The 26,499-nt window shown below is 60.2% G+C and carries 26 protein-coding genes and 3 pseudogenes; 16 read left to right on the top strand and 13 right to left on the bottom strand.

Features of this window, described 5'->3' with window-relative positions; translation table 11 throughout:
* Window positions 1-11: 11 nt before the first annotated feature.
* From codB to ACYZUA_RS22555, 4 genes are all read right to left on the bottom strand, one after another.
* Window positions 12-1,283 carry a cytosine permease gene (codB, locus tag ACYZUA_RS22570; protein ID WP_461960669.1) on the bottom strand — a complete coding sequence of 424 codons (1,272 nt, stop codon included), beginning with the start codon at window positions 1,281-1,283 and terminating at the stop codon, window positions 12-14.
* A gap of 189 nt (window positions 1,284-1,472) precedes the next feature.
* A complete protein-coding gene (locus ACYZUA_RS22565) occupies window positions 1,473-2,303 on the bottom strand; it encodes an alpha/beta fold hydrolase (protein WP_461960668.1) in 831 nt (276 codons plus the stop codon).
* A gap of 213 nt (window positions 2,304-2,516) precedes the next feature.
* Window positions 2,517-2,873, bottom strand: a complete 357-nt coding sequence (gene queD / locus ACYZUA_RS22560; protein WP_008152165.1) for a 6-carboxytetrahydropterin synthase QueD — start codon at window positions 2,871-2,873, stop codon at window positions 2,517-2,519.
* 93 nt (window positions 2,874-2,966) lie between these two features.
* A complete protein-coding gene (locus tag ACYZUA_RS22555; RefSeq protein WP_461960667.1) occupies window positions 2,967-4,046 on the bottom strand; it encodes a patatin-like phospholipase family protein in 1,080 nt (359 codons plus the stop codon).
* A gap of 230 nt (window positions 4,047-4,276) precedes the next feature.
* Here ACYZUA_RS22555 and ACYZUA_RS22550 point away from each other — a divergent pair, with 230 nt between their 5' ends.
* The 4 genes from ACYZUA_RS22550 to ACYZUA_RS22535 are packed head-to-tail and all read left to right on the top strand — an operon-like array spanning window position 4,277 to window position 6,896.
* Window positions 4,277-4,585 (top strand): PepSY domain-containing protein, encoded by a 309-nt coding sequence (locus ACYZUA_RS22550; protein WP_461960666.1) that lies wholly within the window; start codon window positions 4,277-4,279, stop codon window positions 4,583-4,585.
* Entirely contained in the window at window positions 4,585-4,908 is a 324-nt protein-coding gene (locus tag ACYZUA_RS22545) for a PepSY domain-containing protein (RefSeq protein ID WP_461960665.1), read from the top strand. The genes ACYZUA_RS22550 and ACYZUA_RS22545 overlap by 1 nt, the downstream gene beginning before the upstream one ends.
* Before the next feature lie 3 nt (window positions 4,909-4,911).
* The gene (locus ACYZUA_RS22540) at window positions 4,912-5,580 is read left to right on the top strand and encodes a response regulator transcription factor (RefSeq protein WP_461960664.1); all 669 of its coding nucleotides are present in this window, start codon (window positions 4,912-4,914) and stop codon (window positions 5,578-5,580) included.
* Complete coding sequence (locus ACYZUA_RS22535; RefSeq protein WP_461960663.1) at window positions 5,577-6,896, top strand: sensor histidine kinase; 1,320 nt, start codon at window positions 5,577-5,579, stop codon at window positions 6,894-6,896. The genes ACYZUA_RS22540 and ACYZUA_RS22535 overlap by 4 nt, the downstream gene beginning before the upstream one ends.
* A gap of 183 nt (window positions 6,897-7,079) precedes the next feature.
* Here ACYZUA_RS22535 and ACYZUA_RS22530 read toward each other — a convergent pair whose 3' ends face one another.
* Window positions 7,080-7,784: a methyl-accepting chemotaxis protein gene (locus tag ACYZUA_RS22530; protein WP_461964085.1), complete on the bottom strand. Its 705-nt coding sequence runs from the start codon at window positions 7,782-7,784 to the stop codon at window positions 7,080-7,082.
* 201 nt (window positions 7,785-7,985) lie between these two features.
* A pseudogene (locus tag ACYZUA_RS22525) lies at window positions 7,986-8,042 on the bottom strand (hypothetical protein); the annotation flags it as partial.
* A 1,555-nt stretch (window positions 8,043-9,597) separates the two neighbouring features.
* Between ACYZUA_RS22525 and ACYZUA_RS22520 the strand changes: the two are divergent.
* The 3 genes and pseudogenes from ACYZUA_RS22520 to ACYZUA_RS22510 all read left to right on the top strand — a co-directional run bounded on the left by ACYZUA_RS22520 (window position 9,598) and on the right by ACYZUA_RS22510 (window position 12,813).
* Window positions 9,598-10,914 (top strand): Na+/H+ antiporter family protein, encoded by a 1,317-nt coding sequence (locus ACYZUA_RS22520; RefSeq protein WP_461964082.1) that lies wholly within the window; start codon window positions 9,598-9,600, stop codon window positions 10,912-10,914.
* A gap of 216 nt (window positions 10,915-11,130) precedes the next feature.
* Window positions 11,131-11,907: pseudogene (locus tag ACYZUA_RS22515) on the top strand (cache domain-containing protein); the annotation flags it as partial.
* Between the two features lie 84 nt (window positions 11,908-11,991).
* Window positions 11,992-12,813: a methyl-accepting chemotaxis protein gene (locus tag ACYZUA_RS22510; protein ID WP_371922184.1), complete on the top strand. Its 822-nt coding sequence runs from the start codon at window positions 11,992-11,994 to the stop codon at window positions 12,811-12,813.
* A gap of 107 nt (window positions 12,814-12,920) precedes the next feature.
* On the opposite strand, the gene ACYZUA_RS22505 is transcribed toward ACYZUA_RS22510, so the two are convergent.
* Window positions 12,921-13,856 carry a LysR family transcriptional regulator gene (locus tag ACYZUA_RS22505; protein ID WP_461960662.1) on the bottom strand — a complete coding sequence of 312 codons (936 nt, stop codon included), beginning with the start codon at window positions 13,854-13,856 and terminating at the stop codon, window positions 12,921-12,923.
* Between the two features lie 227 nt (window positions 13,857-14,083).
* Between ACYZUA_RS22505 and ACYZUA_RS22500 the strand changes: the two genes are divergently transcribed.
* From ACYZUA_RS22500 to ACYZUA_RS22490, 3 genes are all read left to right on the top strand, one after another.
* Window positions 14,084-14,569 carry a DMT family transporter gene (locus ACYZUA_RS22500; RefSeq protein ID WP_461960661.1) on the top strand — a complete coding sequence of 162 codons (486 nt, stop codon included), beginning with the start codon at window positions 14,084-14,086 and terminating at the stop codon, window positions 14,567-14,569.
* 2 nt (window positions 14,570-14,571) lie between these two features.
* Window positions 14,572-15,024 (top strand): DMT family transporter, encoded by a 453-nt coding sequence (locus tag ACYZUA_RS22495; RefSeq protein WP_461960660.1) that lies wholly within the window; start codon window positions 14,572-14,574, stop codon window positions 15,022-15,024.
* Window positions 15,025-15,160: 136 nt separating this feature from the next.
* On the top strand, window positions 15,161-15,325 hold the full coding sequence (locus tag ACYZUA_RS22490; protein WP_309675185.1) for a metallothionein: 165 nt from the start codon (window positions 15,161-15,163) through the stop codon (window positions 15,323-15,325).
* Between the two features lie 26 nt (window positions 15,326-15,351).
* Here the strand turns inward: ACYZUA_RS22490 and ACYZUA_RS22485 are convergent, their stop codons facing one another.
* From ACYZUA_RS22485 to ACYZUA_RS22475, 3 genes and pseudogenes are all read right to left on the bottom strand, one after another.
* On the bottom strand, window positions 15,352-15,630 hold the full coding sequence (locus ACYZUA_RS22485) for a hypothetical protein (protein ID WP_461960659.1): 279 nt from the start codon (window positions 15,628-15,630) through the stop codon (window positions 15,352-15,354).
* Window positions 15,631-15,668: 38 nt separating this feature from the next.
* A complete protein-coding gene (locus ACYZUA_RS22480; protein WP_008152143.1) occupies window positions 15,669-15,896 on the bottom strand; it encodes a DUF6555 family protein in 228 nt (75 codons plus the stop codon).
* Window positions 15,897-16,178: 282 nt separating this feature from the next.
* Window positions 16,179-16,622 (bottom strand): annotated as a pseudogene (locus tag ACYZUA_RS22475) (nucleoside phosphorylase-I family protein); the annotation flags it as partial.
* Between the two features lie 206 nt (window positions 16,623-16,828).
* Here ACYZUA_RS22475 and selD point away from each other — a divergent pair.
* Window positions 16,829-17,863: a selenide, water dikinase SelD gene (gene selD, locus ACYZUA_RS22470; RefSeq protein ID WP_461960658.1), complete on the top strand. Its 1,035-nt coding sequence runs from the start codon at window positions 16,829-16,831 to the stop codon at window positions 17,861-17,863.
* Window positions 17,863-18,960, top strand: a complete 1,098-nt coding sequence (gene mnmH, locus ACYZUA_RS22465; protein ID WP_461960657.1) for a tRNA 2-selenouridine(34) synthase MnmH — start codon at window positions 17,863-17,865, stop codon at window positions 18,958-18,960. The genes selD and mnmH overlap by 1 nt, the downstream gene beginning before the upstream one ends.
* A 151-nt stretch (window positions 18,961-19,111) precedes the next feature.
* Here mnmH and ACYZUA_RS22460 read toward each other — a convergent pair whose 3' ends face one another.
* Window positions 19,112-19,786: a histidine phosphatase family protein gene (locus ACYZUA_RS22460; RefSeq protein ID WP_461960656.1), complete on the bottom strand. Its 675-nt coding sequence runs from the start codon at window positions 19,784-19,786 to the stop codon at window positions 19,112-19,114.
* 370 nt (window positions 19,787-20,156) lie between these two features.
* Here ACYZUA_RS22460 and ACYZUA_RS22455 point away from each other — a divergent pair, with 370 nt between their 5' ends.
* Window positions 20,157-20,870 carry a glutathione binding-like protein gene (locus tag ACYZUA_RS22455; RefSeq protein ID WP_461960655.1) on the top strand — a complete coding sequence of 238 codons (714 nt, stop codon included), beginning with the start codon at window positions 20,157-20,159 and terminating at the stop codon, window positions 20,868-20,870.
* A gap of 18 nt (window positions 20,871-20,888) precedes the next feature.
* Window positions 20,889-21,731, top strand: a complete 843-nt coding sequence (locus ACYZUA_RS22450) for a PhzF family phenazine biosynthesis protein (protein WP_461960654.1) — start codon at window positions 20,889-20,891, stop codon at window positions 21,729-21,731.
* A gap of 16 nt (window positions 21,732-21,747) precedes the next feature.
* Here ACYZUA_RS22450 and ACYZUA_RS22445 read toward each other — a convergent pair whose 3' ends face one another.
* Window positions 21,748-22,368, bottom strand: coding sequence for a LysE family translocator (locus ACYZUA_RS22445; protein WP_461960653.1), 621 nt, complete (start codon window positions 22,366-22,368; stop codon window positions 21,748-21,750).
* Between the two features lie 188 nt (window positions 22,369-22,556).
* Between ACYZUA_RS22445 and hemB the strand changes: the two genes are divergently transcribed.
* A complete protein-coding gene (hemB, locus tag ACYZUA_RS22440) occupies window positions 22,557-23,531 on the top strand; it encodes a porphobilinogen synthase (RefSeq protein ID WP_461960652.1) in 975 nt (324 codons plus the stop codon).
* A gap of 57 nt (window positions 23,532-23,588) precedes the next feature.
* Here hemB and ACYZUA_RS22435 read toward each other — a convergent pair whose 3' ends face one another.
* The gene (locus ACYZUA_RS22435; protein WP_461960651.1) at window positions 23,589-25,124 is read right to left on the bottom strand and encodes an FAD-dependent oxidoreductase; all 1,536 of its coding nucleotides are present in this window, start codon (window positions 25,122-25,124) and stop codon (window positions 23,589-23,591) included.
* 223 nt (window positions 25,125-25,347) lie between these two features.
* On the opposite strand from ACYZUA_RS22435, the gene ACYZUA_RS22430 reads away from it, so the two are divergent.
* The gene (locus ACYZUA_RS22430) at window positions 25,348-26,442 is read left to right on the top strand and encodes a DUF1615 domain-containing protein (protein ID WP_461960650.1); all 1,095 of its coding nucleotides are present in this window, start codon (window positions 25,348-25,350) and stop codon (window positions 26,440-26,442) included.
* Window positions 26,443-26,499: the final 57 nt, after the last annotated feature.

Here is a 26,499-nt window from a genome sequence, read left to right as displayed (position 1 = left end):
GGCGAATCCTTTTATAGATCTTGTAATGGTGCGTTGGCAGTACGGGCACCCAGCACGCCGGTCAGTAACACATACGTTAACGCGGCAGCGGCAATCCCTACCAGTGGCGCGACCCATGGTGAACTGAACGCAGCGACAGTGCCGACGGCGTAGGCGGCCAAACCGGACCAGTTGAACGCCGGCAACCGGGCATCGGCCAGACGTGGATATTGACCACGATAGCGGTAGAAGAAGTCCGCCATGATCACGCCGCCAATCGGCGGAATCACGGTGCCCAGCAGAATCAGGTAGGGCACCAGCATGTCGTACATGCCGAGCAGCGCCAGCAACGTGCCGATCACTGCGCCAGCCAGGGTTACGGTTTTGCGACGGCCGGTGCGCAGCAGGTTGCAACCGGCGACGGCGAAGTTGTAGATGGTGTTGTCCTGGGTGCTCCAGATATTGAGCAGCAGCATCGCCATCGCCGCCATGGCGAAACCTTGCAACAGCAACACTTCGACTACGTCCGGTTGCTGGTAAACGATGGCGCCGTAAGCACCGATCAACACCATCAGACCGTTGCCGATGAAGAAGCCGATCAGGCTCGCCAGCACCGCGACGCGTGCCGAACGGGAGAAACGCGTCCAGTTGGTCGCCTGGGTTGCGCCGCTGACAAAGGTGCCAAACACCAACGTTATGGCTGTCGACCAGTCCAATGTCCCCGTCGGAACCACAGCGAGCAAACTGTCGAGGCCGCCGACCTTCACCGTGGCGGCCCACATCGACAGCATCAGCAGCAACATCATCGCCGGTACGGCGATGTACGACAGAATCTCCAAACCGCGATAACCGACATACGCGGTCGCGCAAAACATCAGGCCGAACAGCACCATCAGCCCGAGAACGGTGCCCTCGCTCAATTCGAAATACTTGCCCAGCACCACGGCGGCAGTGGCGGTGCCCCAGGCGTACCAGCCGATCTGGGTAAAGCCGAGGATCAGGTCGCTGAGCTTGCTGCCCACTTCACCAAAACAAAAGCGTCCCATCAGCACCGAATTCAGACCGCTCTTGAAGGCGATGTAACCCAGGCCTGCGGCGTAGATCCCCAGCAGCAGATTGCCGACGATAATCACCGCCATCATCTCGCCGAAACTGAACGCCACACCGAGCTTGCCGCCGGCAAACATGGTCGCGGTAAAAAAGGTGAAACCCAGCAACACCATGGCCGTGGAGGCCAGGCCTTTGCGGGCATGCATCGGGACTTCGCTGAGGGGGTAATCGTTGCCGGGATCGTTCTGCGTCATGGGGCGTTCCTTGCTGAATGAGTGACGCGGGGGCGTGTTGCAGTGGTCGTGCCAAGCGTGGGGTGGCTTAGTTATTTATAGCCGAGCGGGGGAATTTGGCTTGGGGAAGGCTCGATAGCGGTGCACCTGAAGGAACACAGAACCCATGTGGGAGCGAGCCGGCTCGCTCCCACAGTGGATTCGGTTTCTTCAGGGGGATGTGTGTTGCGGTAGAAACCGCAGCAACGCCGCGACGATCGCTTCCGGCGCATCTTCCTGAACCAGATGCCCGGCATTCGGAATCGCCTGAAACCGCGACCCCGGAATCATCAGATGCAACGCCTGCCCGCGCTCAATGGGAATCCACTGATCGTCTTCCCCCCACAGAATCTGCACCGGACAACGAACCGTCGGGTACAGCCCTTCGGCCTCACGGGTATAACGCTCATCCATCTGTGCGATCTGCCGATAGAACGCCGCTTGTCCCGGATCGCCGAGCCACGGCTGCACGTAAGGCGCGAGTTCGTCGTCCGGGATTTCGCGCTTGATCGCCCCGCGAATATAGGTCGGCACGATCGCCCGCTGAATGTAATCGGGCAGGCCACTGAATGCCGCCTCATGCTGACGCACATGCTGCACAAACGGCGAACCCCAGGGCGTCAGCGCCACGGGATCAATCAGCGTCAGGCTGCGGTAGTCCTTGCCGTTCAGCAGGTGAGCCCGCAATGCGGTGGCGCCGCCGAAGTCGTGAGCGACGATGTCTGGTCGCTCCAGACCCCAGTGATCCAGCAAGTTAGCCAACAGGTCGTTCTGCACACCCAGCGATACATCGCCCTCGTATTTCTCCGATAGGCCATAGCCCAGCAGATCAAAGTAATGCACCCGATGGGTGGTGATGAAGTGTGGCGCAATCCGGTGCCACACGTAAGAAGAGAAGGGCGTGCCATGCACGAACACCAACGGCGGACCGTCACCCCGTACGGCGTAGCGAACGGAGCGCCCGTTGAAACGATAGGTCTGAGGCAGCGGCCAGTCAGTCATTGGGGGTGTCCTCTTGGCGTGGGGGAGCCAAAAAGCATAGGCATAAAAAAACAGCCATAGAAGGCTGTTTTTATATTCACTGACGAAACGCAGTTCATTGTGGGAGTGAGCCTGCTCGCGATGGCGGCCTGGCAGTCAAATTGATGTTGGATGTGCAGACGCCATCGCGAGCAGGCTCGCTCCCACAGGGATTTTGTTGTCTTTTAAATCAGCTTACTCGCCGTGATAGATGCAACCGCTGGTGCACGTCTCGTGGATACGAATCGCGCTGAGTTCCGGCAGCAGAGGCTTCAATTCTTTCCAGATAAATTTGGCCAGGACTTCACTGGTCGGGTTTTCCAGACCGGGAATGTCGTTCAGGTAGTTATGGTCCAGACGCTCGTAGAGCGGCTTGAAGATCGCCTTGATTTCCGAGAAATCGCGGATCCAGCCCGTGTGCGGATCGAGGTCGCCGCTCAGGTGGATCGCCACTTTGAACGAGTGACCGTGCAGGCGGCCGCACTTGTGGCCTTCCGGTACGTGGGGCAGGCGGTGGGCGGATTCGAAGGTGAACTCTTTGAAAATTTCCAAGTGATTTCAGCTCTGTCAGGTGGCGATCGCCGCGGCGATGTGGGCAGGCGGCGAGTTTAACAGTTTGCGTTTGGCGTTGCGGGAAAACACTGACTAAAGGGTCAGCAAGCGCTCCCCGAGTCGACCGCTGGCAGCCAGTTCGAGGAACTCATCGCCCATGCGACGGCTTTCAGCCATCGTTGCGCGCCAGTATTTCTGCCGGCTCGGGGCATCGCCCATGAAGCGTTTGAAATCGTTGCGGTCCGGGAGTTTGCCGTAGGGCAGGCGCGCCAGGTAATCCTTCGACGGCGCCAGCAACAGGACATCCTGCAACCGCGCAGGACACGCGCGGCGCCACGGCAGGGTTTTGTCGAACCAGCCAGGAATGACCCGGTCGGTGAAATGTGGGTAGAGCACGATGTCGTTGCCGCTGTAGGGCAGGTCAAGGTGATAGTCCAGCAGACCGCCATCGCGAAACGTCCCAATACCGGCACCCGGCAGGTCACGCACGCCTTCCATCACCATCGGGATCGAGCCCGATGCGAGCAAGGCCTGGCGCAGGTTGCCGGCATTCAGCGCAACGAAGCGCGAGGGGAAATCGTTGAGTGCATTGACCGGCGGTGCCAGGCGCGGATCGTGAATGATCAACCGCTCGAAATGCCGCGACAGCCGCGCCCGGCCGCGCAGGTTGTCGGCGATCACCGATGACAGGCCCAGCCCCAGTCGGCCGCGATGATCGTCCGCCAGCAGGCCGTGGCTTTTGACCACCATGATGTTCAGCCGGTAATGGGTGTTGTCCAGAATCGAAGCATCGCGGCCGTCGAGCAGCTCATCGAGCATGCGCCGGGAGCTCTGGCTGATCTGCGCCATGGTCACGCCCTTGGCGAAGTTCTGCTCGGTGTAGAGGTGACCGAGGCGGCGGATACCTTCGGCGGCATCCGGCAGACACGCGCTGGCGAAGCGCCAGGAACCCACCGACGCACCGATCAACGAGCGCTCCCGCGGCGCCGCTGGCAGCCATTCACCGAACAACGCCAGGTCCAGACCTTGAATCCCCAACGCCTTGGGACCACCGGCGGCACCCGGCAGTATGCCGACATCGGCGGCGCTCAAACCGTTTTCACGGATGCGCGCTAAAGCACGAGGGCCGGCCTTGAGCGTCAGCGAGGGGAACTTGATGTGGATAGCGGTCATACCGATCTCTATGTCTGGCAAGCGGGGGATTATGTGGGAGCGGGCACAAAATCTGTAGGAGCAAAGCTTGCTCGCGATGGCGATCTCACGGACGCCATCGCCGGCAAGCCGTGCTCCTACAGGTATGCGTATTGTCTGGTCATCCTCAATGATGGCAATTCAGTTTCAATTAAGTTCGCCCCGTTAAGGTGCACTCCGTAGGCTACACATAAAAAATACGGAGACACCCCATGAAAACCCTGACTGCCCTGTTCACCGCGTCCATCTTCGGCATGACCGCCAGCCTCGCCCACGCACGCGACCTCGGTCCCGACGAAGCCCTGAGACTGCGCGACGCTGGTACCATTGTGTCTTTCGAGAAGCTCAACGCTACCGCTCTGACCAAACACCCTGGTGCCACCATCACCGAAACCGAGCTGGAAGAAGAGTACGGCAAGTACATCTATCAGGTGGAATTGCGCGATCCTCAGGGCATTGAGTGGGACCTGGAATTGGACGCTGTCAGCGGGCAGGTTCTCAAGGATCATCAGGATACGTAATGAAGGTGTTTTCTTTTTCACAGCGGCGCACGAGAGGTCGAATGGCTCTGGTGCTTCTGGCTTTTTGCTCGGTGGTCATGGCCCGCGACCTGGATCAGGACGAAGCCCTGCGCCTGCGTCAACAGGGCGTGATCCTGCCGCTGGAGCAGATGTTGCAGCAAGCGCTGGACCGCTACCCCGGGGCCAAATTGCTGGAAGCCGAGCTTGAAGAGAAACACGACGTCTACATTTATGAAGTCGAGTTGCTGACCGCCGAAGGCGTGGTCCGCGAACTGGACCTCGACGCCACCACCGGCCAGTTACTGAAAGACAAGGAAGATTGATCGATGCGTTTGCTTCTGGTGGAAGACCATGTGCCGCTGGCCGACGAACTGATGGCCGGCCTCAACCGTCAGGGCTACGCCGTGGACTGGCTGGCCGACGGTCGCGACGCGGTGTATCAGGGCAGCAGCGAGCCTTATGACCTGATCATCCTCGACCTCGGCCTGCCGGGTTTGCCAGGGCTCGAGGTGCTGACGCAATGGCGGGCTGGTGGTCTGTCCACGCCAGTGCTGATCCTCACCGCCCGTGATTCCTGGGCCGAACGGATCGAAGGCCTCAAGGCCGGCGCCGATGATTACCTGACCAAACCCTTCCACCCCGAAGAGCTGCACTTGCGCGTCCAGGCGCTGTTGCGCCGTTCCCATGGGCATGCCAACCAGCCGATGCTCAAGTCTGCCGGACTGCACCTGGACGAAGGCCGTCAATGCGTGACCCGCGACGGTGCTGACATCCAGCTCACCGCCGCTGAATTCCGCCTGCTGCGTTATTTCATGCTGCACCCCGAGCAGATTCTTTCCAAAAGCCACCTCGCCGAACACCTCTACGACGGTGAAACCGAGCGTGACTCCAACGTACTCGAAGTCCACGTCAACCACCTGCGGCGCAAACTCGGGCGCAGCGTCATCGAAACCCGTCGCGGCCAGGGTTACCTGTTCGGCGGGCAAGCCCAGTGAGATCGATCCAGCGCCGCTTGAGCCTGGGTTTGATCAGCGTGATGGTGATCGTCGGCCTGGTGCTGGCGCAGACCAGCTTGTGGCTGTTCGAAATGGGTTTGCAACGCTACCTCGAAGCCGGGCTGCGCAACGACAGCGAAAACCTGCTGGTGGCGCTGGTGCGTGGGCCGCAGGGTTTACAGCTGGATGAGCGACACCTGTCGCCGGCCTATCAGCGACCGTTTTCCGGGCATTACTTTCGCATCGATTTTGCCGACAGCCATTGGCGCTCCCGTTCGCTGTGGGATCAGGAACTGCCGCGCCTCGACCATGCCGGCTTGCACAGCAACCTGCAATTGGGGCCGGAAGGCCAGCAATTGCTGGTGCTGCGTTCGGACTATCGGCGCTTGGGCCAATCGATTTCCATCAGCGTGGCCCAGGATTACACGCCGGTGCGCGAGAGTTTCCTGCGTATGCAACAGGTTGGTCTCGGCCTGGGATTGGCGGGGTTGTTGCTGATTCTGCTGCTGCAACGCATCACCGTGCGCCGCGCCTTGCGCCCGCTGGAAAAGGCCCGTGAGCAGATCGCCCAGTTGCAGCAGGGTCAGCGCTCGCAACTTGATGACCAGGTGCCGGTAGAACTTGAACCGCTGGTGGCGCAGATCAACCATTTGCTCGCTCACACCGAAGACAGCCTCAAGCGTTCGCGCAATGCGCTGGGCAACCTCGGCCACGCCTTGAAAACCCCGCTGGCGGTGTTGTTGAGCCTGGCCTCAAGCGAGAAGCTCGATGCGCAGCCGGAGCTGCGCAAGGTGATTAAGGCGCAGCTGGAACAGGTCCAGCTGCGACTCAATCGCGAACTCAACCGCGCACGGCTATCCGGCGATGCGTTGCCGGGGGCGCTGTTTGATTGCGATGCTGAATTGCCGGGGTTGTTGGCGACGTTGAACATGATTCATGGTGAGCATCTTGAGCTCAGCTATGTGGCGCCGAAGGGATTGCAGCTGCCATGGGATCGCGAGGACTTGCTCGAACTGCTCGGTAACCTGCTGGACAACGCCTGCAAGTGGGCGGATGCCGAGGTTCGGTTGAGCGTGGTCGAGACGGCCGAAGGGTTTGAGTTAAGCGTGGAAGACGATGGGCCGGGGATTCCCGAAAACCAGCGCGATCAGGTGTTTAGCCGCGGGACCAGGCTTGATGAACAGACCGATGGGCATGGGTTGGGATTGGGGATTGTGCGGGACATCGTCGATACGTGGGGCGGGGTTTTGCGGTTGGAGGAGAGCGAGTGGGGTGGGTTGAGGGTGGTGATTGAGTTGCCTAAGCGTTCAGGCTGAAAACCACCCCTCACCCCAGCCCTCTCCCCAGTGGGGAGAGGGGGAAAGGGAGCAGATCTTCAAGCTTTTCAAAACTTAAGTTCGACTCGATATTTCAGGTCGATGTAGCTCCAAGAACAACTCGGTCAGTCCCCTCTACCTTTGGGCGGTCCGACGTTTCGGGAGGGTTAGGGTGAGGGCTTCTCAGACCCGAAACTGATCCATCAAACTCTGCTGCTGATTCGCCAGGCTATTAAGCGACTGACTCACCCGTGCCGACTCATTCGCCTGCCCGGACAGCGACTCCGTCACATCCCGAATCGTCGCCACGTTGTTGTTGATCTCCTCGGCCACCGCACTTTGCTCCTCGGCAGCACTGGCGATCTGCAAGTTCATGTCGCTGATCACCGTCACCGCGTCACCAATCTGGCGCAGCGCCGTCACCGCCTGACCCACCTGTTCGACGCTGCCCTGAGCCTGGCGATGGCTGTTGTTCATCGAACCGACCACGTCCTGCGTGCCGCTCTGCAACTGCTCGATCACCAGACGGGTTTCTTCGACAGACTCCTGAGTCCGGCGTGCCAGGTTGCGCACTTCATCGGCCACCACGGCAAAACCGCGTCCAGCTTCACCGGCACGAGCGGCCTCGATGGCGGCGTTGAGCGCCAGCAGGTTGGTCTGTTCGGCGATGGCCCGGATCACTTCCAGCACCGAGCCGATCTTCTCGCTATTGGCCGCCAGGCCTTCGACTTGGACCATCGCCGCGCTCATATCGGCCGCGAGGTTGTCGATACTGGTGGTGGTGCGGTCGATCACGGTCAGACCGCGGCGGGTGGCCTGATCCGCATCCCGCGCCGCCTGTGCTGCTTGCGCTGCACTGCGGGCAACATCCTGGGCGGTGGCGCTCATTTCGTGGGAAGCGGTAGCGACCTGATCCACCTGGCGGTATTGCTGTTCCATGCCGGCGCTGGTCTGGGTGGCAATGGCGGACGACTGATCCGCCGTGCTGCGCGCGTCCTGCACCGAGCGTTTGACCTCGGCGATGATCGGTTGCAGCTTGTCGAGGAAGCGGTTGAACCAGCCGGCCAATTGGCCGAGTTCATCCTGCTTGTCGTAGGCCAGGCGGCGGGTCAGATCGCCTTCGCCGCTGGCAATGTCTTCGAGCATCTGCGCCACACCCAGGATCGGCCTGGTCACGCTGCGGGCCATCAGCCACACCAGCAACAGGCCAATCAACGCGGCCAACACGCCCAGGCCGAGTTCGATCAGGGTGCCGGCGGTGTTGCTTTCATCAAGTTGTTTTTTCAGCGCTTCGGCGGGGCCGACCAGAACTTTCTCCGGCACCTCGAGCAACACGCCCCAGGACTTGCCACCGGGAATCGGCTGGAATGGCGACAGCACTTTGAGCTGTTGATTGTTGTGCAGGCTTTCGGTCTTGCTGCTGGCGGCGAGCATGCGGATCAGCTCGGCACCGTTGGCCTTGTCCACGGTGTCCAGGCGCTGGCTAAGCTTGCTGGCGTCCGGGCTGTAACCGGCCAGCAAACCGACCGGGCTGATGATGCTGACGTGGGTCTGGCCATCATAGAGCTTCTTGCTCGCACCCTGGCTGACGGCTTGCAGGCTATTGAGGTTGATGTCTACCGACAGCGAAGCGATGACCTTGCCATTGACCATCAGCGGGAAAACGATGCTGGTCATCAGCACGTTCTGGCCGTCGATCACATAGAAGTAGGGTTCGATCACGCAGGGCTTGAGGGTCGTGCGCGGGCAGGTGAACCAGGCGTTGGCCGGTTCGCCGCTGGGGCCGGTGCTGGTGTCGGCCATGTCGCTTTCCGGTAGCGCCATCGACGTCACCTTGCCAGGAACAGGTTGCGACCAATAGAGCGCAAAACGGCCCTTGTCGTTGCTGCCCAACTCGGCCTGGCCGGCGAACAGATCGTCCTTGCCGTCCAGCGCATTGGCTTCGAACACCAGCGACAGGCCGAGCAGGTCCGGGTTGGCTTGCAGGGCCGACTTGACCTGACGCGTCAGGTCTTCACGCAAGTCAAAGGCATCGAGAAAGCGCTTCTCGGCCTGCTCGCGCAAGAACAGCACCTGACGCGAAAAACCGTGGCCATATTGATAGGCATCCATGAACTGCTGGCGAATACCCAGCGCCTGGTTCTCACCCTGGGATTCGATCCGGGCCTGGGCCGCTTCGGTGAGCATCTCCATGCTGGATGCTTTCACCATCTCGGAGCTGTGCTCCATGCGATACAGCGAAAGACCCACCAGCAGGGTCACGATGCCCGCCAGGCACAGCCCGGCCAACAGGGTGATTTTCCATTGAATGGAAAGTTGTCTGAGCGACATGGAGACGTCCTTATTCGATATTTATCTGAGACTTTGCACTGTAACGGCCGTGATTCGGCTTTCTTTATGCCGCTCGACGAATATCGAGGCACACAAACCTGTAGCAGCTGGCGCAGCCCTTGTGGGAGCGAGCCTGCTCGCGATGACGGAGTGTCAGGCGACATTTGTGTTGCCTGATCCACCGCTATCGCGAGCAGGCTCGCTCCCACAAGGGCATCACCAGCGGCAACAAGGGATCGTGTTCGCTTTGACAAGGGATTGATGCTGCGGCACAGTGCGCGCCCTCTAATAAAACCCTCTCATTTAATCCGCTGGCGGCTCTTTGCAGACTGTCGGCCGGGCTCTTTCCGTTTGCCTTGAGGTAATGATGATTAATGCTGTAATTGCCGCGGTCGGCGTCATGCTGATCCTCAGCCTGTCCCGCGTGCACGTAGTAATCGCGCTGATCGTGGGCGCCCTGGTGGGTGGTTTGACCGGTGGCCTGGGCATCGAGGCAACATTAAAAGCCTTCAATAGCGGCCTCGGTGGCGGCGCGACGGTCGCGTTGTCCTATGCATTGCTCGGCGCTTTCGCCGTGGCCATTGCCAAGTCTGGCCTGGCGCATGCCCTGGCAGACAAAGCCTTGCTGATGGTCGACCGCCAGCACGCCAGCGGTGGCCGTCAGGTCAAATGGCTGTTGATCGGTCTACTGTGGGTGGTGGCCATCGCTTCGCAGAACATTCTGCCGATACATATCGCCTTTATTCCGCTGCTGGTTCCGCCACTGTTATATGTGCTGACCAAGCTGCAGCTGGACCGCCGATTGATTGCCTGCGTCATGACCTTCGGTCTGATTACGCCGTACATGTTCTTGCCCGTGGGCTTCGGCAACATCTTCCTTAATGAAATCCTGTTGGCCAACGTCGCCCGTAGCGGGGTGGACATCAGCGGCATCAACGTCACCCATGCCATGGGGATTCCGGCATTGGGCATGGTCGTCGGGCTCGCGGCAGCGTTTGTCAGCTACCGCAAGAAGCGCGTCTACGATCTGGAAAAGATCGAGCAGGTCGAACAGGTCGCGGTGCAGTACAACCCGCTGAGCCTGATGGTCGCCGGTCTGGCCATTGCGGTGGCGTTCATCATTCAGCTGTTGCTGGATTCGATGATCATCGGTGCGCTGACAGGTTTTCTGATTTTTTCGGTGTCGGGGATCGTGAAGTGGCGTGAAACCGACGACCTGTTCACCGAAGGCATGAAGATGATGGCGATGATCGGTTTCATCATGATCGCCGCGTCCGGTTTTGCCGAAGTGATGAAAGCCACCGGTCAGGTGCAGACACTGGTCGAAGCCTCGGCCTCGTGGATCGGCCACAGCAAAGGCATTGGCGCGTTGCTGATGTTGCTGGTCGGACTGTTGGTGACCATGGGCATCGGTTCGTCGTTTTCCACAGTGCCGATCCTCGCCGCGATTTTTGTGCCGTTGTGCGTACAGTTGGGTTTCAGCCCGATCGCGATCGTGTGCATCGTGGGGACTGCCGGTGCGCTGGGCGATGCCGGCTCACCAGCTTCGGACTCGACCCTCGGCCCGACCTCCGGTCTGAACATCGACGGCCAGCATCACCACATCTGGGACACCGTGGTCCCGACCTTCCTGCACTACAACCTGCCGCTGCTGGCGTTCGGCTGGGTGGCGGCGATGGTCCTGTAAACCCATAACCCCTGTGGGAGCGGGCTTGTGTGGCGAGGGGATTTATCCCCGTTGGGCTGCGAAGCGGCCCCAAAAGCTTTACGACTGCTTCGCAGCCGAACGGGGATAAATCCCCTCGCCACACAAGCCGCTCCCACAAGGACCGCATTCAACTTTTGATCCGGCGTGCCGTTAAAGCCTTTAACCACGCCAATAAAATCAAAAGAGTGAACCGTCATGCGCATGAGCCTGAAGGCTAAAGTCCTGTCCCTTGCCGTCCTCCCGGTGTTGCTCTTTGCGCTGGTCATCAGCCTGACCACGTTGTTCATTCTGCAGGAGCAGGCCCGCAAGGAGGTCGAGGAAACTCGCCAGCGCCTGCTCAGCGATGCCAAGGCGACGCTGCAAAGCTACGTCGCCGTGGCCATGACCACGATTAAACCGCTCTACGACGCGGCCGCCCCCGGTGATGACGCGGCGCGGGCTCAGGTGATCAAGTTGCTGTCGAGCATCACCTACGGCAAGGACGGCTACTTCTTCGGCTACGACTCCAACACCGTGCGCCTGTTCAAGGCCAACAGCCCGGAAGGCGTGGGCCAGAGCTTCAAGGACAACCGCGATCCGAACGGCGTCTACGTCAACCGGGATCTGGTGAAAGTCGCCAAGGACGGCACCCATTACCTGCAATACAGCTCGACGCTGCCCGGCAACACCCAAGTGCTGGTGCCCAAGCTCGGCTACACCGAATACCTGCCGAAGTGGGACATGGCGGTCGGCACCTCGGTGAACCTCGATGGCATTGAAGCCCAAGTGGCACTGGTCGAAATCAAGGTCCAGGAGCGCATGCAAGGCGTGGTGCTGAGCATCGTCGGGATTGCCGTGGTGGTGCTGGTGGTGATTGCCGCCGCCGGGATGCTGCTGGCCAACACCATCCTGCGTCCGCTGAACCTGATGAAAGCCAACCTCGATGACATCGCGGCGGGCGAGGGTGACCTGACGCGTCGCCTGACCATCACCAGCCAGGACGAGCTAGGCGAACTGGCCGGCTCGTTCAACCGTTTCGTCGACAAGATCCACGGCCTGGTGCGCCAGATCACCGAAATGACTTCGCAACTGACCGGACTGGTGAATCAGGTCTCCGATCAGGCCCAGCGTTCGGATCAGGCTATGGAGCGTCAGCGTCACGAGACCGATCAGGTCGCCACGGCGATCAACCAGATGTCCGCCGCTGCTCAGGAAGTGGCGAAAAGTGCGCAAAACGCTGCGGTGGCTGCCCAGCAGACCGACGAAGAAGGCCAGGCTGCCAAGCGTGTGGTGGCCGGCAGCATCGTGAAGATTCATGCGTTGGTGGACGACATTCGCAGCAGTGGCGTGTCCCTCGACAGCCTGCAAAAAGACGTGTCGTCGATTGTCAGCGTGCTCGGCGTGATCCGTTCGATAGCAGAGCAGACCAACTTGCTGGCGCTCAATGCCGCCATCGAAGCCGCCCGTGCCGGTGAGGCCGGGCGTGGCTTTGCCGTGGTGGCCGACGAGGTTCGAGCGCTGGCCAGTCGCACGCAAATCAGCACCCAGGAAATCCAGGGCATGATCGATCGTTTGCAGGCCGGCACTCAGTCGGCGGTGGAGGCGATGCGCCGTTCCAGCGAGGCTGGCGACGGCACGTCGGCTCAGGCCAACGAAGCGGGTGCATCGCTGGACACCATGGCCCAACTGATCGGCACCATCAATTCGATGAACGCGCAGATCGCCAGCGCCGCCGAAGAGCAGACCGCCGTGGCCGAAGAGATCAACCGCAGCGTGCATCAGATCGCCGTGGCCGTGGACAGCGTTGCTGACGAAACCCAACTCGGCGCTCAGACCTCCCGCAGCCTCGCCGATCTCGGTCAGCGCTTGGGCAAACTAGTCGGTCAGTTCCGAATCTGACACCACCCAAAAACTGTAGGAGCACGGCTTGCCGGCGATGGCGATCTCAAGAACGCCATCGTCGGAACGCCGCCCGGAGCAAGCTCAGCTCCTACAAGGGCGGGTGGTTACGGTCTGTCCCAGTAGGGCACCGCGCCAAAACACTCGACATAGAAATCAATCACTGTCCGCACCTTCACCGACAACCGCCGGCTCCCAGGCCACAGCACCGCAATCTGCTGCGGCTCCAGGCTGTTGGATACCTGATACGCCCCGAGCACCGGCACCAGCGTGCCGTTGCGCACCGCCTCACCAATCAGCCACGACGGAAACATCACCAGCCCCAAGCCTTGTTCGGCGGCTTGCGTCAGGGTGTCGGCGTGGTTTCCGGTGATCGGTCCCTTCACCGAGCAGGCCGTCCAGTCCTGCTGATCCTTTCGGAAAAACCAGCGTTGCTGACCGGTCACGCCCTTGTAGGCCAGGCACTGATGCACGGCCAGTTCTTCGGGGTGTTGCGGCGTGCCGTGACGTTCCAGATAGGCCGGGCTCGCGGCGACTTGAAAACGATGGGGCGCCAGAATCCGCGCCTGCATGCTCGAATCGTGCAGCGGGCCGATGCGAAACAGCAGGTCGGCGCCTTCCTGCAACGGGTCGACGTAGCTGTCGGTCTGCTGGATATCCAGTTGCAGTTTCGGGTAACGCTCGCAGAGCTTCCCCAGCCACGGCGTCAGGTGCCGCTGACCGAACACCACTGGCGCATTGATCCGCACCAGTCCGCTCGGTTCGCTTTGCTGTTCCTGCAAGGCCTGTTCGGCCTCTTCGAGTTGCACCAGCACCAACCGCGCGTGATGACCGAGCATGCGCCCGGCTTCGGTGGGCGAGACGGCGCGGGTGTGGCGGTAGAGCAATTGCTGGCTCAGGGCTTGTTCCATCAATTGGATCTGCCGGGAAATCGAAGAGGGTGCCAGGCCCTCACGGCGGGCGACTTCGGAAAAACTGCCGTGGTCCAGCACCGCTACAAACAGCCGAAGCGCCTTGAATCCCAGTTCGTTGAGGCCATGCATGACGAATCCTGCTGTGCGAGTTACGCAAAAGTGTTGTCAGGATGCTCCCATTTATCGCAAAGGATCGCCAGCCGATAATGCCCACCACCACCCTCCCTTGTAGGAGCTGAGCTTGCTCGCGAAGGCTGCGTGCCAGTCGCCATCTTCGGTGTCTGACACACCGTCTTCGCGAGCAAGCTCAGCTCCTACAGGGGCCGTGTTCATCTGATAATTGGCAGGTTTTCGCTATGCAATCTTCTTCAATCGAAATCGCTGAGACGCCAGCGACCAAACCCGGGCTGCGACTGTTGCTGCTGCCGCTGGTGATTCTGGCCGGCATGGGCCTGTCCGTGGAGGCCGGTTTGCTCGGGCCGCTCGGGGTTCAGGTCGGGCACTTGTGGGCGACCTTGAGCATCTTCGGTGTGGGCTCGGCGATTCTGTTTTTGCTGTTGCTGTTCAGCGGTCCGCAACAGGGGCCGGCCTTGAATGAGCTGCCGCGCTGGCAGTTGATCGGCGGGTTCCTGGGGCCGATGTACGTGATCGTGCTGACCTTGGCCACGCCGCACATCGGCATTGCCATGACGATGATCGCGATCCTCTCCGGTCAGGTTGGCAAAAGCGTGTTGATTGACCACTTCGGCTGGTTCGGCGCTACCCGCAAAAAGGTCAACGGTGAACGTTGGCTGGCCTTGCTGCTGATTGTCGCGGCACTTGTTCTGATCGCTCGGGGTTGATGATGAATCTGATTATTTTGTTGGCGGTGGTCGTGGCGGCCGGTGCGGTGTTGAGTGTCCAGGCGGCGATCAATGGGCGGCTGGGCGAAACGGTGGGCGTGTTGCGCAGCAGTTTGTTGACCTTCGTGGTCGGTGCCGTGACCACCGGGTTGCTGATCCTGTTTTTCGAACCGGCCAATGCCGTGAGTTTGCTGGACGTGCCGAAATGGCAGCTCAGCGGCGCGTTGTTCGGGGTGGTCTACATGATGGTGATGGTTGGCGCGGTGCCGCGGGTCGGCACGGCGGTGGCGACGGTGGCGGTGATCGTCGGGCAACTGGGGATGGGGATGTTGATCGATAACTTCGGATGGCTGGGTAACCCGGCGATCGAGTTGTCCAGCAGCCGGATACTGGCGATGGTGTGTCTCGCGTTGGCGTTGCTGTTCATGTATCGCAGCAGTACCCGGCAAGCATAACGCTGACCCCCGTGTAGGCGCTGCCGCAGGCTGCCTAAGATCAAGATCTAAAGATCGCAGCCTGCGGCAGCTCCTACACTGGTATTACGGTGCGCATTCGTCGCACCGGACGACCACAACCAATGGAGTCAGGCTCATGATCGACAGTGAAAGTAAATGCGACTGCCCCAAATGCTCCTGCAAACTAGGCGAACATCCGATCGCGCGCCACGGCAAGCACTATTGCTGTGAGGCGTGTGCCAAGCACCACGAACATGGCGAAGAATGTGCAAGCAAGGGCTGTAAGTGCGCCAAAGGCTGACATCAGCCAAGCACAGAATGTGGGGCCTATTCGGGCTCCACTTCCAGTTTCAGGCTTTGATCTTCCAGCTGTTCGGTATGGCGGATGATCCCATTGAGTCGTCGTCCATCCACCCTCACCAACACCGTTTTTGCCTGTTCAAGATCTTGCGGTATAGGTGGCTGGACGCGTAGTGCGAAGCGGGTCGGGTCATGCTCGACTTGTTCAAGACCGACCTGACACTCGGCGCTTTTGGTGATTCGACCGAACAGCGTATCGAGGCCGTAGTCGAGGTGTGCCGTGCTGGTGAGTTGCGTTGATTTCATGCGCCGATCCTTCCAAATGTCCAACGCCGCGCCATCCGTTAATTCGCCGGCCGCCACTTGACGTTTTCCACGCCGAATTTTTCAGCCATCGGCTTGCTGGTTTTTTGCACCTTCTCTCGGCCGAAACGAGGGATTCGTCCGACCCCCGCGTCGCAACTGGCCCAATGCCAAGCCTCCGCGTTGTCCATTTTGTCCAGGCGGATAATGAAAGACTTGGGTGCGCCATGAAGGGTGTATTCAATGACAAAAAGTTTTGCGTTGTTCATAGAGCCCGTATTCCTCCCTGTGGTAATACAAGGATCGTTTGGGTTACGGAAAATTCACTCGGATTGTCAGATGGATGCCGCCAGTAGCGACGAGACTGGTGGCTCGTTACCCTGCAATCTCTGAAACCCCCAATGATTGCTGCCCATGGCCCTTGCCGCGCCCCCAGACCTGAGTGACACCGATGCAGATGCGCAATATCTCCTCCGGCCGTCATTCCATCCCTGTAGATACTCTGTTCACGGTCAAGCCTCGGGAACGCCTTTCTCCCACGCCGAGCAGTTCTATAAAATCTCCTGCACCCGCGGATTTCCCGTCCGGTACAGGTTCTCCACCGCCAGCCGCTGGACATCGACCAATCCCTCACGACTCGCCCGTAGCAGCGCTTCATAATTGGAGTTGTCTTCCTGCAGCGTCGTGCAGTACTCGCCTTTGTTATCAGTCAGCAGCTTAGTCCAGACCGGGGCAGACGGATACTTCATGCGCCACGCTAGCGATTCCTTGCTCTCGCTCAGCTCGACTTTGTGGCTGAGGGCGAAGGCCTTGGCCTGCAACTTCGGGTTGAGCTCGAAGATTTCGGTCTTGTAATCCAGTGGCGGCTTTTCATTCGGGCCTTTGGTGTTGATGCCGATATAACCGGTCGGCCAGTCTTTCGGCGCGTCCCGGGAATCCAGCTCCCATTGGGTGCCGAACTTCACCAGATAATGCGCCCACGTTAGTTTTCCCACGGGAAGCGACCATAGAAGTTGGCCGACAGGTTGACCAATGGGTGTCGATGTCGGTGCCTAAACCGCTAGTCCTGTAACGCTGGCCAGCAGCAAGGAAACAGCAAAAGTGCGCAAGCAAGTCACGCGGCTGAACGGATTCGCGGGGCCTCGGGGGAGACGACGTTGATGTAGACTCTTCGGCAATGATTTCACAAGGTATGTCCCCCATGAGCGAACCGATTCGTCTGACTCAATACAGCCACGGCGCAGGATGCGGCTGCAAAATCTCTCCGCAGGTGCTGGAGGTGATTCTGGCCGGCAGCGGGGCGCAGAACCTTGACCCGAAACTCTGGGTCGGCAACACCTCGCGCGATGACGCGGCAGTGTACGCCATCGATGAAGAACGCGGCGTGGTCTCGACCACCGACTTCTTTATGCCGATCGTCGACGACCCGTTCGATTTCGGTCGCATCGCCGCCACCAATGCCATCAGCGACATCTACGCCATGGGCGGCGATCCATTGATGGCGATTGCGATCCTTGGCTGGCCGGTCAACGTACTGGCGCCGGAGATTGCCCGGGAAGTGATTCGCGGCGGGCGTTCGGTCTGCGATGAAGCCGGAATTCCGTTGGCCGGTGGGCATTCCATCGACGCGCCAGAACCGATCTTCGGCCTCGCCGTGACCGGTCTGGTGGAAAAGCGCCACATGAAGCGCAACGACACCGCCACCGCCGGTTGCCTGCTCTACCTCACCAAACCGCTGGGCATCGGCATCCTCACCACCGCCGAAAAGAAGGGCAAGTTGCGCCACGCCGACATCGGCCTGGCCCGCGACTGGATGTGTACCCTGAACAAACCCGGCAGCCGTTTCGGCAAGCTCGAGTGCGTCACGGCGATGACCGACGTCACCGGTTTTGGCCTGCTGGGGCATTTGGTGGAAATGGCCGACGGCAGCAACGTGACCGCTCGCATCGAGTACGACCGCGTACCGCGCCTTCCGGGTGTCGAGTATTACCTCGACCAAGGCTGTGTGCCGGGCGGGACGCTGCGCAACTTCGACAGCTACGCCAGCAAGCTTGGGCGTCTTCAGGAAATGCACAAACGCGTGCTCTGCGATCCGCAGACCAGCGGTGGCCTGCTGATTGCGGTCACCCCTGAAGGAAACGAACACTTCCTCAAAGTAGCCGCCGAGCTGGGCCTGACCCTTGAGCCGATCGGTGAACTGATCGAGCGACAGACCAACGCGGTTGAGGTGTTTTGATGTCCATCGAATTCACCGATTACCGCGACATTTTCCTCAATGACCGACCGATGATGGATGCCCGTGCGCCGGTCGAATTTCTCAAAGGCTCATTCCCCGGCGTGATCAACCTGCCGCTGATGAATGACCATGAACGGCAACGAATCGGCACCTGTTACAAGCAACACGGCCAGCAAGCGGCCATTACGCTGGGACACCAGTTGGTGTCCGGCGAGATCAAAGCCGGGCGTATCCAGGCCTGGGCCGATTTTGCCCGGGCTCATCCAGACGGGTATTTGTATTGTTTTCGCGGCGGTTTGCGTTCGCAGATAGTCCAGCAATGGCTCAAGGACGAGGCGGGCATCGACTATCCGCGAGTGGGTGGCGGCTACAAGGCGATGCGCAGCTTCTTGCTCGACACGCTCGATCAGGCCGTTACCCAGTGCGATTTCGTCTTGCTGGGCGGCATGACCGGCACTGGTAAAACCGAAGTGCTCACGCAGTTGCGCAACGGCCTGGACCTTGAAGGTCACGCCCATCATCGCGGCTCCAGTTTCGGTAAACGCGCCACCGGCCAACCCTCCAACATCGATTTTGAGAACCGCTTGGCGGTGGATGTGCTGAAGAAGCGTGCCCACGGCATCGAACAGTTTGTACTGGAAGACGAGAGCCGCGCGATCGGCAGTTGTGCGCTGCCGTTGCCGCTGTTTCAGGGCATGCAACAGTTTCCGATGGTCTGGCTTGAAGACAGCCTTGAAGGGCGGGTCGAACGGATCCTGCGCGATTACGTGGTGGACTTGTGTGCCGAGTTCATCGGCATGCATGGCGATGAAGGCTTCGCGCTATTTTCCGAACGCTTGCTGGAAAGCCTGAACAATGTGCAGAAACGTCTGGGCGGTGAACGCCATCGGCGGATGCTGATATTGATGGAAGAGGCGCTGGCGGAGCAGGCGTGCAGCGGGGCGGTGGACTTGCACCGGGGCTGGATCGAAGGGTTGCTACGCGAGTATTACGACCCGATGTATGCGTTTCAGCGGGAGAAGAAAGGGGGTCGTATTGAGTTTGCGGGGGAGCGGGGTGCCGTGCTTGAGTACCTTCGAGCGCGTGTTATCCAGTGAGAGTTATGTAGTTTTTGCCGGCCCCATCGCGAGCAGGCTCGCTCCCACATTTGATCTTAGGTGAACACAGATTTTTGTGTACTACCAAGATCCGGTGTGGGAGTGAGCCTGCTCGCGATGGGGGCCTGACAGGCACCACATCTCTTAAAGTTTACGTCGGACAGGTCTCCCGCCCATTATCCAGCCCTTGCTTGTAGGCATGGCTCTGCACACTGGCCTTGCCGTTGTGCCAGGTCAGGGTGAGCACGTACAGCGAGTCGTAGTCGCTGGATTCCCAGTCAGCGGTGATGTTCTGTTTCTTGCCGACGGCTTCTCCCGCGACCTTGTTGATCAGTTCCGGCAGGTAGCCGTGGGACCAGGCGGTGTAGATGACCGAGTTGTGATACTTGTCGTGGAGCAATTCATCGGCCAGGTCGCTGGTGTCGTTGGCCGAGAAGTTGATGTTCACCGGCAAACCGAGCTTGATCGCGCTGGGGCTGATGGTCATCAGGGGACGGATGTAACTGTAGGAATTGTCCAGTTCGCCTTCCTCGACATTGCGCGTCGGGTTGGCGGCAAACACGTAGTTGGCCTTGCCGAATTTTTCCGGCAGCAAGGTGGCCAGGTCGATGGCACGGTTCAGGCCCTGGCAGTTGAGCTGGCCGAGGCCGCCTTCAGGTTTTTCCGCGTGGCGCAGGAACACCAGCGTCTGGGTGCCGTCCGCCATTTGGGCGCGGCTTTCGCTGGACTCAAGGGACAGGAACAGCGCGCTGACCGCCAACAGGGAGGGCAGGACGACATACGCGCGATGCTTGAAGCGTTTGGCGAATTTGAAAAGGTTCATCATTTGAATAGGTGATCTTCAGCGCATTCGGTTAAGGCTGACAAACCTTTACACCGCGAGCTCCCTGCGTCGGGTGTTTTCCATGTCGTTGGGCCGGTCCGTTTCCGAAAGGGCAATGCTCAGAGTCCTCTGAAGCCCATTTGGTTCGATCCGAGCGAGTGCGCAGCACTGTAGCGGCAACCTGAGATGGGTTGGGTCAGAGGTTATCGACAGGATGTTGCGGATTTATGGACACAGTACACGTGTCGGCGTCACTGACCGGCTGCGATCTTTTGATCTTGCTCATCAGCAACATTGATACGCCAAAAAATCGCAGCTTTCGCCAGTCCCTACATTATGATCAGCGTCTGCTTTTTCCGTGTGGATGCTTCTGATGACCGATCTGTCCGCGTTCCCGATTACCCAAAAATGGCCGGCTCAATACCCCGAGTGGATCCAGCTGTACTCCTTGCCGACCCCCAACGGCGTCAAGGTGTCGATCATGCTCGAAGAGATCGGACTGCCCTACGAACCGCATCGTGTGGGCTTCGACACCCATGATCAGATGTCCCCGGAATTTCTTTCGCTGAACCCCAACAACAAGATCCCGGCAATCCTCGACCCCCACGGTCCGGGGGATCAACCCTTGGCGCTGTTCGAGTCCGGGGCAATTTTGATCTACCTGGCTGACAAGAGCGGGCAACTGCTGGCCCAGGAATCGGCGGCGCGATACGAGACCCTTCAATGGCTGATGTTTCAGATGGGCGGCATCGGGCCGATGTTCGGCCAAGTCGGTTTTTTCAACAGATTTGCCGGCAAGGACTACGAGGACAAACGTCCCCGCGACCGCTACGTCGATGAAAGCAAACGCCTGCTTAATGTGCTCAATAACCGCCTGGAAGGGCGCGACTGGATCATGGGCGAGCGCTACACCATCGCGGACATCGCGACCTTCCCCTGGGTGCGCAACTTGATCGGCTTCTATGAGGCCGGTGAGCTGGTGGGCATCAAGGACTTCCCGAACGTCACGCGAGTGCTGGAGCGCTTTCTGGCGCGGCCGGCGGTGATGCGCGGGCTGGAAATTCCCAAGCAAAACGCTTCGATTTGATCCAGACCAAGGCAGGCCATGCACTCATTCGATTTCAAGCAAGTAGATGTCTTCAGCCGTGTTGCGCTCAAGGGCAATCCGTTGGCGGTGGTGTTCGGCGCCGATGAGCTCAGCGATGAGCGCATGGCGGCGTTCGCCAGCTGGACCAACCTCAGCGAAACCACATTCATACTCGAACCGCGCGATCCTCGCGCCGATTATCGCGTGCGGATCTTCACCACCCTGAACGAATTGCCGTTCGCTGGCCATCCGACACTGGGCACCTGCCATGCGTGGCTGGAGGCCGGTGGCGTGCCCAAGGGCGAAGAGATCATTCAGGAGTGCGGCGTGGGGCTGGTGCGGGTTCGTCGACAAGGGACAGAGCTGGCGTTTCTCGCACCGCCATTGCTCAAAACCGGACCAGTGGAGGCGGATGTGGTGGAACGGGTGCGGCGGGGGCTCGGGCTGGAACCGGGGGCGATTGTGCGCACTCAGTGGGTCGACAACGGTGCCGGATGGCTGGCCGTGATGGTCGAGGATCGCCAGCAGGTGCTGGACCTGCAACCGGATCATTCGCAAATGCTTGGCCTGGCCGTCGGTGTCATCGCACCATGGCATCCCGAGCGCGATGGCGATGGCGCACAGTTCGAAGTGCGAGCGTTCATCTCCGGCGACGGCATGCCGGAAGACCCCGCCACCGGCAGCCTGAACGCCGGGATTGCCCAATGGCTACTCAGCGAAGGACTGGCGCCGGCGTCCTATGGGGTCAGCCAGGGCCTGACCATGGGCCGCGCCGGACGCATTCAGGTCGAGCAAGTGGGCGACGAGATCTGGATCGGCGGCGCGGTGGTGACCTGTATCAGCGGAACCTTGAATCTGTAGCGCTGAGCGTCGCGGCCTAACGGTTACTCGCCGCCAGTTTGATCCCGAACCCGACCAGCGCCATACCGGTGACGCGGGACGCGATTTTTCGCGCCATGGGGATGGCTTTCAAACGACGGGCCGCGGCATTGCCCAGCAGAACCAGCAACCCCTGATACAACGCGCTGATGAACGAAACATGCAGCATCATCGCGATCAGGGTCAGGCTGGAGGCATCTGGGTGAATGAACAGCGGAAAAAACGCCACAAAAAACAGGATGACTTTGGGGTTGGTCAGGCTCACCGCCAGGGCAGTGCGAAAGTAGATCCGGGCCGACCGTTTCGGCTCCAGCCCAGCCGAGTCCCTGGCCGCTGGCGCGCGCAGCAATTGCACGCCGATCCAGCACAAGTACGCGGCGCCGAACCACTGCAGCACCTGGAACAGCATGGGATTGGCTTGCATCACGGCCGCCAGACCGATGGCCGCAGCAATCATGTACGTCGCATCACCCAGCAGCGTGCCACCCACGGCGCCGAACCCGGCCCCCACGCCATTGCGGGCGGTGGCGTTGAGAATGGCGAAGGTGCCCGGCCCTGGCATTAACTGGAAGATCAGAATCGCGGCAATGAAGCTGCCGTAATTTTGGATATCAAACATGCTGCGTCACTCCCTGTGTTGGTTTTGCTCAATCCTGAACGTTGTCTTTAGCCGGCGCAATGAGGGTAGATTATTGCCGGGCCCGTAACAAAGTCTTCCACAATCGATGTTTGTGCCCCTGACCGTTGAGGGAATAAGCTTCGCCCCCTACGACTTTCGTCTCGTCCTCCGTTTTTCAGGAAACCCTCATGCCCAGTCAGTTCCCCGAAGCACGTCCTCGCCGTCTGCGCCGCAATGCGAGCCTGCGCAGCCTGTTCCAGGAAGCCGAGTTCAGCTTGAACGATCTGGTGCTGCCGATTTTCGTCGAGGAAGAGATCGACGACTTCGTACCGATCAAAAGCATGCCCGGCGTGATGCGTATTCCAGAGTCGAAACTGGCGGGTGAGATCGAGCGTTATGCCCGTGCCGGGATCAAGTCGGTGATGACGTTCGGCGTGTCGCATCATTTGGACGGCAACGGCAGCGACACCTGGAGCGACAACGGTCTGGTGTCGCGCATGTCGCGCATCGCCAAGGACGCGGTGCCGGACATGATTGTGATGTCCGACACCTGCTTCTGTGAGTACACCGACCACGGCCATTGTGGCGTGCTGCATAACCATGAGGTCGACAACGACCAGACCCTGATCAATCTCGGCAAACAGGCGGTGGCCGCGGCCCGTGCCGGCGCCGATGTGATCGCCCCGTCGGCCGCCATGGACGGGCAGGTTCAGGCCATTCGCCGGGCGCTCGATGAAGCGGGTTTCAACCAGACCGCGATCATGGCCTATTCGACCAAGTTTGCCTCGGCGCTCTACGGTCCGTTCCGTGAAGCCGGCGGCAGCGCGCTCAAGGGCGACCGCAAAAGCTATCAGATGAACCCGATGAACCGCCGCGAAGCCGTGCGCGAATCACTGATGGACGAGCAGGAAGGCGCCGACGCGCTGATGGTCAAACCGGCCGGCGCGTACCTGGACATCATCCGCGACATCCGTGAAACCTCGCGATTGCCGCTGTCGGCGTATCAGGTGAGTGGCGAGTACGCGATGATCAAATTCGCCGCGCAGGCTGGGGCGATAGATGAAGATCGCGTGGTGCGTGAGAGCCTTGGCGCGATCAAGCGGGCAGGGGCGGATCTGATCTTCACTTACTTCGCGATGGACCTGGCGCTGGCCGGGATCTAAAAACACCACAAACCTAATGTGGGAGCAAGCCCGCTCCCACATTTCTACGGTGTTGAATCAGCGGGCGCCGAAAAACGGCCTGATCCCGTGATCCTGGAAGTACCGCTCGATCACCTTGGGATCGGCAGAATTGTCGGCAATCGCCACGTACGTATCCGGCCGCAACAGATAAAACCCGTTACGCCCCAGGCCAGCCGCTTCAAATGCCGGCCGCCAGTCAAACACATGCAGTGGCAAATGATGTTCATGGCACCAGGCGATCATTTCGTCGCTGGTGTCGCCATACACATGCACCTGCCAGGTTGGACATTTCAGCGATTCGAAATTGTCCCCCTCACCATCGTGAGCCCAAGGCAGGCGGTCGCCACCGTGAACATGACCGGCAACGCCCGTGCTCAACGGCATCCCGCGATAATTCAGGGTGATCTGCGACACCGTGCGAAACAGGAATTCACGGGACGCCTCAAACGATGCCATTTTCGGAATCACGAACGGCGCCAGGCGCGTGCGCAGTAAATCGGCCATGCGCCCTTCGGCCGTGACAAAACTGAACACCCGATCGGTGGTGGCGACCAGTTTGCGGGCAAACGCGATGCGCTCGGTTTCGTAAGTGTCGAGGAGTTTGGCCTCAGCGCCGCCGCTCAACACCGCCGCGAGTTTCCAGGCGAGGTTGATGGCATCGCCAATGCCGGTGTTCATCCCCTGGCCACCGGCGGGGCTGTGGACGTGGGCGGCGTCACCCAATAGAAACGCGCGCCCGGTGTGAAAATGATCCGCCACCCGATGATGCACGCGGTAGGTCGAGAACCAGTTCAGTTGCTCGATCTTTACTTTCATATGCTCGATGGCCCGGCTGCTGACGTCTTCAAATTGCAGGGTTTCGGCCTGCTCGGCGCGCTCGTCGCGTACGGTCCCGATCAGACGGGCGCGGCCTTCACCGGCCAAGGGAAACACTGCGAGAAAATCCGCTTCGTCGAGATCCACGTGCAGTTCGCCGTTGAACGCCGGCCCGCTGGCTTGCACGTCGGCGACGTAGAAAATCTGCTGGTAGGTGCCGCCGGGAAATCCGGTGTCCAGGGTCTTGCGCACGATCGACCGGGCGCCGTCGCAACCTGCCAGATAGCAGGCCTGGCAGATTTCCTCCTGACCATCGGCCAAGCGCAGATAAGCGGTGATGCCGTCACCGGTTTCCATGAAACTCTCCAGCGCCGTGTTGCGCTCGACCTTGATGCCAAAGGCTTCGAGGCGGTCTATCAGCAGCCGTTCGTGTTCGTCCTGAGGAAAGATTTCGAGGAACGCATAAGGCGTCAGGCCTTCGCCGACGCGGCTCAACGGCAAGCGCGCCACGGGTTCGCCCTTGACCCAGAAGTTCGCCGCGGCCACTCGATGACCGTTCTGCACCACCGCATTGCTGAGGTCGAGCTGACGATACAGTTCCAGCGTCCGCGCCTGGACGGCCAGCGCCCGCGAAGTGGTTCCGGGCGCCGACGTTTTGTCGATGATGCGCACTTGCACGCCAAGCTTGCTTAGCCATAGCGCCAACACCAGCCCGGTCGGGCCGGCGCCGATGATCAGTATGTCGCTACGGTTCATGAGCCTGTCCTCCTCGGTGTGTGGCTCAAGTATGGTTCAGCCGCGACGAACGGGCAGGCTGTCTGCCAAACGGAAAAAGGCCCCGCAGCCCTTATTGCCGAACCGAACGCAGCCTCGCAGGCTCGGCAGCTGCTACGGAACAGAGCGCGGCAGCCGCAGTCATAGCCTGCGCCATGCCATTGATCGTATGGTTACCCCGGCTCAACGGATTTGATGGAGCAACATGCAAGCCAATCGATTGATGATGAGCGTCGCCGCGCTGCTGGTGCTGGCGGGTTGCGGCACTCAGCGCACGCAAGAGCCCACTGCGCGCAAGCCTGCCGCGGTCAAGGCCGAGATCGTGCGTCTGCTGCCGGCTAAAACCGCCGATCGCCAGGGCTGGGCTACCGATATTTACGCAGCATTTGCTGCCCAGAACATTTATCCATCCACCCAGAACCTGTGCTCGGTACTGGCGGTCACCGAGCAGGAGTCGACCTTTCAGGTGGACCCACCGGTACCGGGCCTGGGCAAAATCGCCCGCGAGGAAATTGCCCGCCGAGCCGACAAAGTCCACATTCCCGGCCTGCTGGTGAGCGGTGCGCTGCAGGTGAGTTCATCCAACGGCAAAAGCTACAGCGACCGCCTCAATGCCGCGCGCAGCGAGAAAGAACTCAGCGCGATCTTCGATGACTTCATTGGCATGGTGCCCATGGGCCGGACGCTGTTCGGTGGGTTCAACCCGGTGCACACCGGTGGGCCAATGCAGGTCAGCATCGATTTCGCCGAGCAACAGGCGAAGGCGTATCCGTACCCGGTGGACGGCTCGATCCGTCATGAAGTGTTCAGCCGTCGCGGCGGCATGTACTTCGGTATCGCCCATTTGCTCGGTTATCCGGTGAGCTACAAACAACCGCTGTATCGCTTTGCCGATTTCAATGCCGGTTGGTACGCCAGTCGCAATGCCGCGTTTCAGAACGCGGTGAGTCGCGCATCGGGCATACCGCTGGCGCTGGATGGTGACCTGGTTCGCTACGATTCGATCATGCCGGGCACCACGGAATTGGCGGTGCGTACCCTCGGCAAGCAACTGGGCATGCGCAATCCGACCATTCGGGACCAATTGGAGGAGGGTAAAAACTTCGCGTTCGAAAACACCCAGCTCTATGCACGGGTTTTCGCCCTGGCCGAAAAGGCGCAAGGTCGGCCATTACCGCGAGCGGTGTTGCCGGGGATTGTGCTGCAAAGCCCGAAAATCACCCGCAAACTCACCACAGCGTGGTTTGCCAAGCGGGTCGATGAGCGTTATCAGCGTTGCATGGCGCGGGCCGGCAAGTGACCGGGCGCAAAAACAGGTGTAAAAAAACCCGGCTGATAAGGCCGGGTTTTTCATTGA

The organism is Pseudomonas sp. LS2P72, assembly GCF_054897865.1.
Note: the sequence above shows the minus strand (reverse complement) of the source record. Positions and strands in the feature narration are given on the sequence as shown.

Coding starts and splice junctions, on each gene's coding strand:
- codB (WP_461960669.1), bottom strand. CDS start 1,283: ATGACGCAGAACGATCCCGGCAACGATTACCCCCTCAGCGAAGTCCCG.
- ACYZUA_RS22565 (WP_461960668.1), bottom strand. CDS start 2,303: ATGACTGACTGGCCGCTGCCTCAGACCTATCGTTTCAACGGGCGCTCC.
- ACYZUA_RS22555 (WP_461960667.1), bottom strand. CDS start 4,046: ATGACCGCTATCCACATCAAGTTCCCCTCGCTGACGCTCAAGGCCGGC.
- ACYZUA_RS22550 (WP_461960666.1), top strand. CDS start 4,277: ATGAAAACCCTGACTGCCCTGTTCACCGCGTCCATCTTCGGCATGACC.
- ACYZUA_RS22545 (WP_461960665.1), top strand. CDS start 4,585: ATGAAGGTGTTTTCTTTTTCACAGCGGCGCACGAGAGGTCGAATGGCT.
- ACYZUA_RS22540 (WP_461960664.1), top strand. CDS start 4,912: ATGCGTTTGCTTCTGGTGGAAGACCATGTGCCGCTGGCCGACGAACTG.
- ACYZUA_RS22530 (WP_461964085.1), bottom strand. CDS start 7,784: ATGAGCGCCACCGCCCAGGATGTTGCCCGCAGTGCAGCGCAAGCAGCA.
- ACYZUA_RS22510 (WP_371922184.1), top strand. CDS start 11,992: ATGACTTCGCAACTGACCGGACTGGTGAATCAGGTCTCCGATCAGGCC.
- ACYZUA_RS22505 (WP_461960662.1), bottom strand. CDS start 13,856: ATGCATGGCCTCAACGAACTGGGATTCAAGGCGCTTCGGCTGTTTGTA.
- ACYZUA_RS22500 (WP_461960661.1), top strand. CDS start 14,084: ATGCAATCTTCTTCAATCGAAATCGCTGAGACGCCAGCGACCAAACCC.
- ACYZUA_RS22495 (WP_461960660.1), top strand. CDS start 14,572: ATGAATCTGATTATTTTGTTGGCGGTGGTCGTGGCGGCCGGTGCGGTG.
- ACYZUA_RS22490 (WP_309675185.1), top strand. CDS start 15,161: ATGATCGACAGTGAAAGTAAATGCGACTGCCCCAAATGCTCCTGCAAA.
- ACYZUA_RS22485 (WP_461960659.1), bottom strand. CDS start 15,630: ATGAAATCAACGCAACTCACCAGCACGGCACACCTCGACTACGGCCTC.
- ACYZUA_RS22480 (WP_008152143.1), bottom strand. CDS start 15,896: ATGAACAACGCAAAACTTTTTGTCATTGAATACACCCTTCATGGCGCA.
- selD (WP_461960658.1), top strand. CDS start 16,829: ATGAGCGAACCGATTCGTCTGACTCAATACAGCCACGGCGCAGGATGC.
- mnmH (WP_461960657.1), top strand. CDS start 17,863: ATGTCCATCGAATTCACCGATTACCGCGACATTTTCCTCAATGACCGA.
- ACYZUA_RS22460 (WP_461960656.1), bottom strand. CDS start 19,786: ATGATGAACCTTTTCAAATTCGCCAAACGCTTCAAGCATCGCGCGTAT.
- ACYZUA_RS22455 (WP_461960655.1), top strand. CDS start 20,157: ATGACCGATCTGTCCGCGTTCCCGATTACCCAAAAATGGCCGGCTCAA.
- ACYZUA_RS22450 (WP_461960654.1), top strand. CDS start 20,889: ATGCACTCATTCGATTTCAAGCAAGTAGATGTCTTCAGCCGTGTTGCG.
- ACYZUA_RS22445 (WP_461960653.1), bottom strand. CDS start 22,368: ATGTTTGATATCCAAAATTACGGCAGCTTCATTGCCGCGATTCTGATC.
- hemB (WP_461960652.1), top strand. CDS start 22,557: ATGCCCAGTCAGTTCCCCGAAGCACGTCCTCGCCGTCTGCGCCGCAAT.
- ACYZUA_RS22435 (WP_461960651.1), bottom strand. CDS start 25,124: ATGAACCGTAGCGACATACTGATCATCGGCGCCGGCCCGACCGGGCTG.
- ACYZUA_RS22430 (WP_461960650.1), top strand. CDS start 25,348: ATGCAAGCCAATCGATTGATGATGAGCGTCGCCGCGCTGCTGGTGCTG.